This is a genomic window from Sinomicrobium kalidii (assembly GCF_021183825.1).
GTDB lineage: Bacteria > Bacteroidota > Bacteroidia > Flavobacteriales > Flavobacteriaceae > Sinomicrobium > Sinomicrobium kalidii.
The window spans coordinates 231,574-242,185 of the sequence record NZ_CP089211.1; the positions used below are offsets into that span (position 1 = coordinate 231,574).

Here is a 10,612-nt window from a genome sequence, read left to right on the forward strand (position 1 = left end):
CGGGCAGATCCCGGAAGGTTTGATTTTTTAGAATCGCTAAGGTAAAAAATACGGGATCAATGAACGGGGTTTTAGAGGTTTTCTTTCATTATTTCGGAAAAAATCTCAAAGGATCTCACCCTGTCATTGTGATCGTACATGTGCGAAACCGCCATAATCTCATCTACCCCGGTTTCTTCCACAAATGCCTTTGTTTTAAGTTTAACCGTTTCCGCATCTCCTATAAAAGCATACCTGACCATATTCTGAAAGCCCGGGTGTGCAATAATTTGACGATACTCATCGGTAAAGTCCTCCGGTGGCTGAATATAGTCCATTCTTCCGGTCATTACTCCCAATACCAGTTTAATATAGGACGTTGCCGTTCTTTCGGCTTCACTACCCGTATCCGCAGCAATTATATTTACCCCGGCAATAACGTAGGGTGCTTTTAAAAATCCGGATGGCTTAAAATTGTTCCTGTAAATATGCAACGCTTCGTGCAACTGTGCCGATGCAAAATGACTTGCAAAGACATAAGGCAGTCCCATATCTGCGGCGACATGTGCACTATCCGTACTCGATCCCAAAATATAAACCGGTACTTTTACACCTTCGGCCAATGCCACCCTTACTTCGTTCCGTGCATTCTCTGTTGAAAAATATTGCTGTATCTGCCTTACTTCTTCCGGAAATTTCAGGACAGATTTCACCCGGTCCGGCCGTATGGCCTGCGCCGTAGCTTTATCAGTACCCGGTGCCCTGCCTACGCCAAGGTCTATCCTGTCCGGGTAAAGTGTCCCGAGGGTCCCGAACTGTTCAGATACGATCAAAGGAGAATGATTGGGGAGCATAATCCCGCCGGACCCCACTCTTATCCTTGACGTACCGCCTGCAATATGGCCAATTAACACCGAAGTGGCCGAACTTGCAATAGTAATCATGTTGTGGTGTTCTGCCAGCCAAAACCGGGTATACCCCATTGCTTCCGCTTTTCTCGCAAGGTCCAGGCTATTGTCAAAAGTCTGTTTTATACTGGTATTTTTAGCTACTCCGGCAAGCTCCAGGATAGAATACGGGATTTTTTTAAGTTCGGCCATAAAACAAATGGTTTGTATTTACAAATAACTGCAGACTCCCCCGACTCCGGTTCAAAACTCCACCAGGGGTAAAAACAGAAAGATAGTCCCCTTCCCGGAAACTATCCCCTGCAACGTTTATATTTCAACCGTATTTACTTCGCGATGTTCACCGACCTCGTTTCCCTGATGACCGTTACCTTTACCTGGCCGGGGTAGGTCATATCCGTTTGTATTTTCTGTGATATCTCAAAAGAGAGCTCGGAAGCCTTATCGTCATTCACCCTTTCGCTTTCCACAATTACACGGAGTTCCCGGCCGGCCTGTATGGCATAGGCCTTTTTTACGCCGTTAAACCCAAAGGCAATATCTTCCAGGTCCTTGAGACGTTGTATATAGGAATCCAGCACCTGCCTTCTCGCCCCCGGCCTGGCACCGCTTATGGCATCGCACACCTGGACAATAGGCGCTATGAGCGATTTCATTTCCACTTCGTCATGGTGTGCACCGATGGCATTGCACACATCGGGTTTTTCCCCGTATTTTTCCGCCCATTCCATACCGAGTATGGCGTGTGGCATTTCGGTTTCGGACTCCGGTACTTTTCCTATATCGTGGAGCAGTCCGGCACGTTTGGCCAGTTTCGGGTTTAATCCTAATTCCGCTGCCATCACCCCGCATAATTTGGCTACTTCGCGGGAGTGTTGCAGCAGGTTTTGTCCGTAGGAAGAACGGTATTTCATCCGTCCCACCATTTTTATCAGCTCGGGGTGGAGCCCGTGAATACCCAGGTCAATAATCGTCCTCTTCCCTACTTCAATGATCTCTTCTTCTATTTGTTTGGTGGTTTTTTGTACTACTTCTTCTATCCGTGCCGGGTGTATTCTTCCGTCGGTTACCAGTTTATGCAGGGACAAACGGGCGATTTCTCTCCTTACGGAATCGAAACACGACAGTATAATGGCCTCGGGGGTATCGTCTACAATAATCTCGACCCCTGTAGCGGATTCCAGTGCCCGGATATTCCTTCCTTCCCGGCCGATAATCCTCCCCTTGATGTCGTCGGATTCAAGATTGAACACGGAAACACAGTTTTCTATCGCTTCTTCCGTACCAATACGCTGTATGGTGTTTATGATGACCTTCTTGGCTTCCTGCTGGGCAGTGAGTTTGGCTTCTTCGAGTGTATTCTGAACGTAGCTCATGGCGTCGCTCCTGGCATCATCCCTCAGGGATTCGATCAACTGGCTTTTGGCGTCTTCGGCGGGCAGACCGGAAATGATTTCCAGTTGTTTCACCTGGCTTTTGTGCAGCTTTTCTACCTCTGCCTGTTTCTTCTCCAGTATTTCCATCCGGTAATCGTAGTCCTTCGCCTTCGTTTCCAGCGCTTCGGTCAGTTTCTTGTTTTTGGACAGTTCCCCGTTTACCTGTGCTTCCTTGTCTTTGGCACGTTTTTCTATTTCGGCGATCTTCTTATCTTTTGCAACAATAACTTTTTCGTGTTCCGCTTTGAGTTCCAGGAACTTTTCCTTCGCCTGAAATATTTTGTCTTTTTTAAGGCTCTCCCCTTCTGCGGTGGCTTCCTTGACAATGGATGCTGCTTCTCTTTTAGCGTTAGCCAATATCTTAGATGCATTTTTCTTTTCCATAAACTTGGCGATAATAAGCCCCAGGGCCACGCCAACTATACCTGCAACAATAATCATAGTTGTATCCATCTTTGTGTTATTTTAAAAAAAAAGCCTACATCGGTATGGGTTATTATAAACTCCTAAAGACAAGTTTAGGGCTAACCAACTGCTCAAGGGTCCGTCATCTCCGGCCAAAAAAGCCGGGAACGGCATGCTTTTACAGTCGAGACTCACCCTTTCTAATTGAATAGCGTTGAGTTTATCAAACAATAATACCAATGTAGGCAGTACCTCTATCTTATATTTAAAGAACTTGTTTTATCAACTAAGTTTGGCCTGTAGAAGATCATTCAGCGCTTCCAGACGCTTCTGAACCTCCACATTGCCCCTTTCCTTATCTATACTTTTTTGTTCTAAACGGGATGCAAATTGCAGGGCACACATGGCCAGCACGTCCTGCTTGTCTCTCACCGCATAATTTTCTTCAAACTGTTTTACAAGCCTTTCTATATCTTTTGCAGCCTTGCGCAATCCCTCCTCCTGGTCGGGATCAATGGTTAACGGATATACCCGGTCTGCAATAGATAATTTTATTCTGAGCTTGTTGTCCATAAGTTTATAGAACACTATTCCGAGAGTTGTGCTATACAGCTATCTATCTCCCGTATTAAAGTATTTATTTTCAGCTTAGTTTCTGTTTTATTTTCGCTACTGCCCAACATTGTATTTGCCAGTTTAAGCGCATTATATTTTTCTTCCCAATCGGCTATAACAGTTTCTTTTTCCTGTATCACCTTTTTGGAATCTGCCAATTCCTGTGTTAATTTAAGATTCGCCTGCTTTAAAATCTCCATTTTGTGAAGCAGCCGGCTTACCCTATTTTCAAGAGAATCAACAATTTCAGTAATACCACTCATACCTGCAAATAACAATACATCTGCCTACAAAGTTAACATACCTGGCGATACTTCGCAATAGTTTATCTTATTTTTATCGCATTTCATCGTATCGCTATCTCGGATACCGGGTTGTTTCCGGTGACCGGGAATACATAATCTCCTCCTCTATCAGAACAATTTCTGTTGTACATCGGCCAGTGTGTGCGGTATTCCTATATCACATCCTATTTCATTATTCAGCTTTTCTATAAGGTAGGCCGACAGTAAGGGCGAGGCTTTTTCCAGATTTTGATGCACGAAAAAGTGAATGTGTTCCAATCCCTGGTCCACCCAGGATTTGAGGCGTGCCACCCAATCGTCCAGGCGATCGTAATCACTGGCATGATTGGCTCCCACATATCTTACAAAAGCCTCATTATTGGTAAGCCGCATGTGCATAAGGTCCCTCCTCCCGGCGGTGTCCACCAGAATATTGGCAATGTTGTTTTCTTCGAGCAAATGGTACAATTCACTCGCCACCGCGGCGTCGTTGAACCAGTCTGTGTGGCGGAATTCGACGGCCAGCGGGATCTCTTTCGGCCAGAATTCCACAAAATTCACTACGCGGTCAAAATTCTTCGGAGCAAAATTGTTGTGCATTTGAAGGAATACCGTCCCCAGTTTTTCTTTCAGGTTAACTACACCCTCCAGGTACTCTTCTACCGGTCCTTCGTAATCCAGTAAACGTTTAAGGTGACTTACCATTTGATTGACCTTCGGGAAAAAACGGAATTCACCGGGTACTTTATCATACCAGGCCGAAAACTGGGAGGGCGGAAAATTCCGGTAGAATGTTGCATTGAGTTCAATGGCATTGAACTGTGTGGCGTAATAGGCCAGTTCATCTTTGGTACCTCTGGGATAAAAGTTTTTCAGGTCCTGCCTGTTCCATTTGGCACACCCTACATATACCTGCGGTGACGTTTTATTTTTGTTTCCGGACAATACCGCAGCCGTATCCGGATGATCTTCCGGAAAGGAAAAATCCACGGTTTCCGGGTGGTCCACTTTACCAAATTTCATATTTTTCCGGGTTTTGTTTATTTTTCCACAAAATACGTATAATTCCGTAAATTTGTGAAATCATTTAAGTGCTTCTTTATGGTAGCGGATGTGATTCACCGCATATCCGGGAGTTATGGAATACAAAACCAATTTTCATTAATTTTTCTTTGTCCGACACTCAAAAAAGAATATATTTGCACCCGCAAAATGGCCTCGTAGCTTAACTGAATAGAGCACTTGATTACGGCTCAAGAGGTTGCAGGTTTGAATCCTGCCGAGGTCACTTTTAAGGCCGCAAATGGCAACAAACCCTTGTAAATTCAATGATTTACAAGGGTTTATGATTTTAAGGACATTATTTAATTTGATAGGATTTGATTGTAAATGACTGTAAATCGTCAACATTTTTTCAAACTGTCAACATGTTGACAAATTGATTTACAGAAACTTACACCAACAGCACAGTATAGTTGATTTGGCTTTCGTCAACATTTATTTAATTCTAAAAACATCAACTATGCGTTCTTCAAAAACATTTTCTATCCTTTTTCTGGATATACACTTCACGTGCAACAGACAACCAAGCGGGAATTTATGCCCGGGTAACCGTAAACGGAAAAAAGTAAATATTAGTCTCGAGCGAAAAGTCGACATTAATCTTTGGGATGCCAAATGTCAAAGAGCAAAAGGTAACACCAAGACAGCACAGGTATTGAACCAATATCTTGATGAAGTGTATACCCTGATTTTTCAATGCTATCAAGATTTCAAATACAAAAGACAACTCATCACTGCAGAATTAATTAAAGCTCGCTATTGCGGTGAAGGAGAACATGCTAAAACCCTGCTGGATATTATCCGATATCACTCCAAAAAAATAGAATCCACATTAACTCCGGGCACTGTCAGAAACTTTAAGGTCACCCAAAGTTATGTCAACAAATACCTCAACGATAAACTCAATACATCAGACCTTTATCTCCATGAGTTAAACTATAAGTTTATATCAGACTTTGAAGACTATCTTCATGACTACTGGCCAAAGGGACACCCAAAAGCTATGAGTCACAATACCATAATGAAACATATTCAACGATTGCGAAAAATAGTGACATTGGCATACCATATCGAATGGCTCGATAAGGATCCCTTTGTCCGTTGGAAGCCTACCTGGGAAAAAAGACAACGGGAGTTCCTGTCTGAAAATGAGCTGTCAAACCTGGAAACATATATCTTCCCTATCGATCGTTTGGACCGGGTCAGGGACTTATTTGTCTTTAGCTGTTATACCGGTATTAGCTATTCGGATATCATACAGTTATCCTACGATAATATTCAAAAAGGGATTGATGGAAATGACTGGATTATCACCAAACGACAAAAGACCAAAACACCTGTTAAAATCCCTATATTAGACAAGACCCAGGAGTTAATTAACAAATACAAAAACCATCCCATTACACAGGTAAGCGGAGCGCTATTACCGGTGATTACCAATGAAAAGTTAAACCTTCACTTGAAAGAAATAGCGGATGCCTGTGGTATCAAAAAAAATCTTACCTTCCACATGGCCAGACATACTTTTGCCACAACAGTAACATTAAGCAATGGCGTTCCAATTGAAACCGTTTCAAAGCTGTTAGGGCACACCAAATTGGCTTCGACACAAATATATGCCAGGGTACTTGATAAAAAAATTAGTGAGGATATAGAGGTACTTAAAGGGAAGTTGGATTTCAATTCAGAGCCTAAAAAATCACAGGAAAAATAGCATTTATTATGTCGGGGTGACAGGATTGGAATTCACTCTCCACACCTGTAAAAATCAGTATTTTATAATTCTATTTTTCAAATAGGTCACCGATTAGGGCACCTATAACGGCCTTTTTGGCTTTCTATACATCAAATTTAATCATTTTGATTCAAACCAATCGAAAATATATTCTATTAAAGAATCCAATTCAATTATCAATTGTTAGTAAGCAGGCATTCTACTTTTCTCAAAATCCTGTTATACTATTTGCTTTTATAATCCAAGATACTTAATTAAGGATATGGTTTCCTCCTGTGAATTTATAGCTTTCCCCTGCCCTCTTACATATGAATTACTTTGGTCCTTATCGATCTCCCTCGCCTTTACATTATCTGCCAATTGCAGATCTATAAACCCGAGCAGATAATCCTTAATCTGCCGATCCGGAACAGGAATAATCACTTCAATACGATAGTCCAGGTTCCGCTTCATCCAGTCTGCAGAACCAATATACATGCTGCTATCTTCATCCTTTCCAAAGAGGTATATCCGGGAATGTTCCAGAAATCTGCCCACGATACTGATTACTCTTATATTCTCACTCTGTCCCCTAACACCCGGTATCAAACAGCATATACCCCTTACAACAAGTACAATCTCTACTCCACTACTGCTTGCTCTGTACAAGGCTTCGATCATGTCGGGGTCCTGCAGACTATTCATTTTTAAAAAGATATATCCCCCCTTTCCCATCCGTGCCTTTTCCATTTCCCGGGCTATAAGTTTCATAAATTTTATCCGTGAATTGAAGGGAGAAACCAAAGTGTGTTTGACTCTTGGAATAATCAGTTTCCTGGACAGTACCTGAAAAACATCATCTACCTCACTGGTAATTGCTTCATTTGCAGTAACAATTCCCAAATCACCGTAAATACCGGAATTTTTTTCATTAAAATTACCGGTTGCTATATAACCGTATTTTTTTACCTGTCCCCGCTCGTCTTTGCTGCAGATCAATAAAATTTTGGAATGCACCTTGATCCCGGGGAAACTGTAGACCACCCTGGCTCCTTTTTCTTCGAAAGCCTTTCCCCACAGAATATTGAATTCCTCGTCGAAACGGGCCTGGGCCTCGATAAAAACAAACACCCTCTTTTGATGTTCACAGCACTTCATCAGAGCATCCAAAAGCCGGGATTCTTTACCCACCCGGTAAAGAGAGATCTTGATATCCGTTACTTCTTCCCGGTCGGCGGCATCTTCAATCAAGCTCACCAGAGGGTCAAAAGAATGGTAGGGAAAATGCAGCAACCTGTCTTTTTCTTCGATAGCTTCGAAAATATCCTCCCGGTCCGCCCATTCCGGATGTCTTCGTTCCAACCTGCCAAACCCGGGTCGTTTATCCGGAGGCCCCGGAAAACTGAAAAAATCCTTGAAATTGTGATAAGTACCGCCCAGGACCAGGTCGATCTCATCAATACCCAGCACCTCTTTTAATCCTTCCAGGAGGTATTGCGGAATGGATTTGTCCACAAGTAAGCGGGTAGCCTGTCCTGTTTTTCGTTTTCCCAATGCGCTGTATATCGCATCGACCAACGCTCCCGAATACTCCTCCTCCAGGTACAGTTCCGCATCCCTTGTCAGTTTAACGGCATACATATTCCTGATCTTCCTGTTTTCAAATATTTTATGCAGGTTATCCCTCAGTATATCGTCAATAAAAGTAACAACGCATTCTTTGCTGTCCGGGGGGAATACCACAAACCTCTCCACCCCTTTCGGGAACCGGACCAGTGCGGGTACTACAGCATCTTCAAAATCGACGACCATGGCCATGGCCTCGCTATCCAGGTCTACCGACTCCGGGGACATGCGATCGAAATAACAGAACTTCAGTTCGTTTGCAAAGGTCTCAAAACATGCGGATGAAAATGTTTTCTGTTCCCGGTTAAAATCACTTCGGGAAATAATATGAATACCGTTTTGCCGGAGCCCCGGGATAATCTGTTCCCTGTAAATTTCCCCGAACCATTCCTGCTGCCTGTCCACTTCCTTTTTTATCTCCTTAATAAGCTTATTCGGCCTGGAGATCAGCTTTTTCCTGAAATCCTTATCCAGTTTTTTCAATTGCCTGATGGCAGATACCCGGACCCTGAAAAACTCATCGAGATTGGAAGAAAAAATGGCCAGGAACTTTATGCGTTCGTACAACGGGTTCCCGGCATCCGCAGCTTCCTGTAGTACCCGGTGGTTAAATTGCAGCCAGCTGAGATCGCGATCGTAGAATTTTGGTCCTCTTAACATATATCTTAATTAAACCGGTAAAAGGTAGACAACTGCGTGCTTTTATTCTTAAACTTAAGGTTAATTTTCTCCCTCAGTGGATTATTTCCGCCTTCTGCGATCAACTCTTAATCGAAGCTTAACCTTAGCATAAAGTTCTTTTTTTCAGGGTTTCATTAACATTGTATCCCGATTTATACTCCATATGAAAAGAAAGCACAGGGATACCGAAGAACACGTGTTATTGCTTTTAATCCGGCAGCACGATGACCAGGATGCTTTCCGCGAACTTTTTTACCGCTACCAGGACCGTGTGTTCCGGTATGCCATGCGCATACTCCCGGTAAGGGAAATATGCGAGGAAATACTCCAGGACACCTTTGTCAAGGTATGGAATTACCGGCACGGGATTGACAGGCAACGGGATTTCAGCCCCCTGCTCTTCAGAATTGCCAAAAATACCGTATTAAATTACCTCAAATCCCAAAAGACCCATCAGCAACTTTCCCGGGACACCATTGCCGTACTGGTTTCCCATATTTGCCCCGAAGACGACATGATCTGGACACAATACACGCAGATCATGGAAGAAGCCATTGCCACACTCCCGGAGCGATGCAGGATCATTTTTGAAAAAAGCAGGTTTGAAGGAGCCACATACGAGGAAATCGCCGAAGAGCTTGGCATTGCCAAAAGCACGGTGCGCCTGCAGATCGTAAAATCCCTGAAGCTGTTGCGAAATTACCTCAGGCTGCATCCCGAACTGGATGTCATATCCATACTTATATTGATTTTCCTCCCCTGGATATAGCTTTCCCCGGTTTTTTAATCATTTTTCCGGAAACAGGTAGACCTCTTTTTCATTTGGGCTGTATTTATATATAAAAGAACGGTCTTGAAACAAGATTCCAAAAGCATATTGCAACGATATTTCTCAGGAAAATGCAGCCCTGAAGAAAAACAGATCATAGAAGATTTCCTGTTGCAGGAGGACAATGCTTCCCTGTCAGAATACCTGGAAAGCACGTGGGAAACCACAGCCGGGAGCACATTAAACGACGAGGAGGAAGCCGGCAAACGTTATCAGCGTCTCCGGGCCACCCTTTACCGGGGCAAAAGCAAAAGGGTATGGATACGGGCTGCGGCAGTAGCAGCTGTCCTGATAACCGTATCCCTGAGCCTTGTCGGGGTGAATTCCGGGAAACACGCGGAAAAACAATGGGTCACATTAACCACGGCTGCCGGGGAACATAAGAATATTGTGCTGCCCGACAGTTCCCGGGTCTGGCTCAACTGTGCCTCGTCCGTACGATATCCGGAAACCTTTGACGGTCCGTACAGGGAAGTCCACATTTCCGGAGAAGCCTTTTTTGAAGTGACCAAGAACAGGGAAAAACCGTTCATCGCCGTGTTTGGCGACCACCAGGTACGGGTCCTCGGAACATCCTTCGATATAAAGGCATACCCCGATGCCGAATACCATCATGTAACCCTTGTGGAAGGCCGGGTAAACGTGGAGCAAAAAACAAACGGAGAAGAGCCCCCCTCTTATGCCGTCCTTCAACCCAACGAACGACTGGTATTGTCTGCCTCAGGGCAATCCTTTCAAAAACAGGTATTGGATCATGCGGAGCATGCCATAGCCTGGAAAAAAGGGGAGATCCGGTTTCACAAGGCCGGTTTACAGGAGGTCGTACGGGAACTAAGACGGTGGTTTGATGCGGACATCGTATTGAAATCGCCTGCCGAAAGCAGAGACATCACATTTACCGCGGTCATCAAACCGGGAGCGTCCGTTGATGATGTACTCAAAATACTGGGCATGACCCGGAAGATCTCTTATGAGAAGAAAAACCGCCAAATAGTAATAACTCCCAACTAAAAAATAAACGTATGAGCTAAAAAAGCATTTTTAACCTGTAACCGAAAAAATTAAGGAAAAAA

The 10,612-nt window shown here is 43.8% G+C and carries 9 protein-coding genes, 1 tRNA gene and 1 other RNA gene; 4 read left to right on the top strand and 7 right to left on the bottom strand.

What is annotated here, in order from left to right; all coding sequences use genetic code 11:
• Positions 1-71 precede the first annotated feature (71 nt).
• The 6 genes from LS482_RS00915 to LS482_RS00940 all read right to left on the bottom strand — a co-directional run bounded on the left by LS482_RS00915 (position 72) and on the right by LS482_RS00940 (position 4,650).
• Positions 72-1,079, bottom strand: a complete 1,008-nt coding sequence (locus LS482_RS00915; protein ID WP_233029860.1) for an LLM class flavin-dependent oxidoreductase — start codon at positions 1,077-1,079, stop codon at positions 72-74.
• Between the two features lie 134 nt (positions 1,080-1,213).
• Positions 1,214-2,776, bottom strand: coding sequence for a ribonuclease Y (rny, locus tag LS482_RS00920; RefSeq protein WP_233029861.1), 1,563 nt, complete (start codon positions 2,774-2,776; stop codon positions 1,214-1,216).
• A gap of 47 nt (positions 2,777-2,823) precedes the next feature.
• A non-coding RNA gene (gene ssrS, locus LS482_RS00925) (6S RNA) lies at positions 2,824-2,948 on the bottom strand.
• 62 nt (positions 2,949-3,010) lie between these two features.
• On the bottom strand, positions 3,011-3,301 hold the full coding sequence (locus LS482_RS00930; RefSeq protein WP_233029862.1) for a cell division protein ZapA: 291 nt from the start codon (positions 3,299-3,301) through the stop codon (positions 3,011-3,013).
• Positions 3,302-3,315: 14 nt separating this feature from the next.
• A complete protein-coding gene (locus LS482_RS00935) occupies positions 3,316-3,606 on the bottom strand; it encodes a coiled-coil domain-containing protein (RefSeq protein WP_233029863.1) in 291 nt (96 codons plus the stop codon).
• A 150-nt stretch (positions 3,607-3,756) separates the two neighbouring features.
• On the bottom strand, positions 3,757-4,650 hold the full coding sequence (locus tag LS482_RS00940) for a DUF72 domain-containing protein (RefSeq protein WP_233029864.1): 894 nt from the start codon (positions 4,648-4,650) through the stop codon (positions 3,757-3,759).
• A gap of 191 nt (positions 4,651-4,841) precedes the next feature.
• Between LS482_RS00940 and LS482_RS00945 the strand changes: the two genes are divergently transcribed.
• Together LS482_RS00945 and LS482_RS00950 are read left to right on the top strand one after the other, a co-directional pair.
• Positions 4,842-4,915 (top strand) — tRNA-Arg (locus LS482_RS00945).
• A 234-nt stretch (positions 4,916-5,149) separates the two neighbouring features.
• The gene (locus LS482_RS00950; RefSeq protein WP_367890587.1) at positions 5,150-6,403 is read left to right on the top strand and encodes a site-specific integrase; all 1,254 of its coding nucleotides are present in this window, start codon (positions 5,150-5,152) and stop codon (positions 6,401-6,403) included.
• A 255-nt stretch (positions 6,404-6,658) separates the two neighbouring features.
• Here the strand turns inward: LS482_RS00950 and ppk1 are convergent, their stop codons facing one another.
• A complete protein-coding gene (gene ppk1 / locus LS482_RS00955; protein ID WP_233029866.1) occupies positions 6,659-8,689 on the bottom strand; it encodes a polyphosphate kinase 1 in 2,031 nt (676 codons plus the stop codon).
• A gap of 184 nt (positions 8,690-8,873) precedes the next feature.
• On the opposite strand from ppk1, the gene LS482_RS00960 reads away from it, so the two are divergent.
• A complete protein-coding gene (locus tag LS482_RS00960; protein ID WP_233029867.1) occupies positions 8,874-9,479 on the top strand; it encodes an RNA polymerase sigma-70 factor in 606 nt (201 codons plus the stop codon).
• A gap of 84 nt (positions 9,480-9,563) precedes the next feature.
• The gene (locus LS482_RS00965) at positions 9,564-10,550 is read left to right on the top strand and encodes a FecR family protein (protein WP_233029868.1); all 987 of its coding nucleotides are present in this window, start codon (positions 9,564-9,566) and stop codon (positions 10,548-10,550) included.
• Positions 10,551-10,612: the final 62 nt, after the last annotated feature.

What these genes read in the sequence shown, in the direction of transcription:
- LS482_RS00915 (WP_233029860.1), bottom strand. Translation starts at nt 1,079, where the DNA reads ATGGCCGAACTTAAAAAAATCCCGTATTCTATCCTGGAGCTTGCCGGA.
- rny (WP_233029861.1), bottom strand. Translation starts at nt 2,776, where the DNA reads ATGGATACAACTATGATTATTGTTGCAGGTATAGTTGGCGTGGCCCTG.
- LS482_RS00930 (WP_233029862.1), bottom strand. Translation starts at nt 3,301, where the DNA reads ATGGACAACAAGCTCAGAATAAAATTATCTATTGCAGACCGGGTATAT.
- LS482_RS00935 (WP_233029863.1), bottom strand. Translation starts at nt 3,606, where the DNA reads ATGAGTGGTATTACTGAAATTGTTGATTCTCTTGAAAATAGGGTAAGC.
- LS482_RS00940 (WP_233029864.1), bottom strand. Translation starts at nt 4,650, where the DNA reads ATGAAATTTGGTAAAGTGGACCACCCGGAAACCGTGGATTTTTCCTTT.
- LS482_RS00950 (WP_367890587.1), top strand. Translation starts at nt 5,150, where the DNA reads ATGCGTTCTTCAAAAACATTTTCTATCCTTTTTCTGGATATACACTTC.
- ppk1 (WP_233029866.1), bottom strand. Translation starts at nt 8,689, where the DNA reads ATGTTAAGAGGACCAAAATTCTACGATCGCGATCTCAGCTGGCTGCAA.
- LS482_RS00960 (WP_233029867.1), top strand. Translation starts at nt 8,874, where the DNA reads ATGAAAAGAAAGCACAGGGATACCGAAGAACACGTGTTATTGCTTTTA.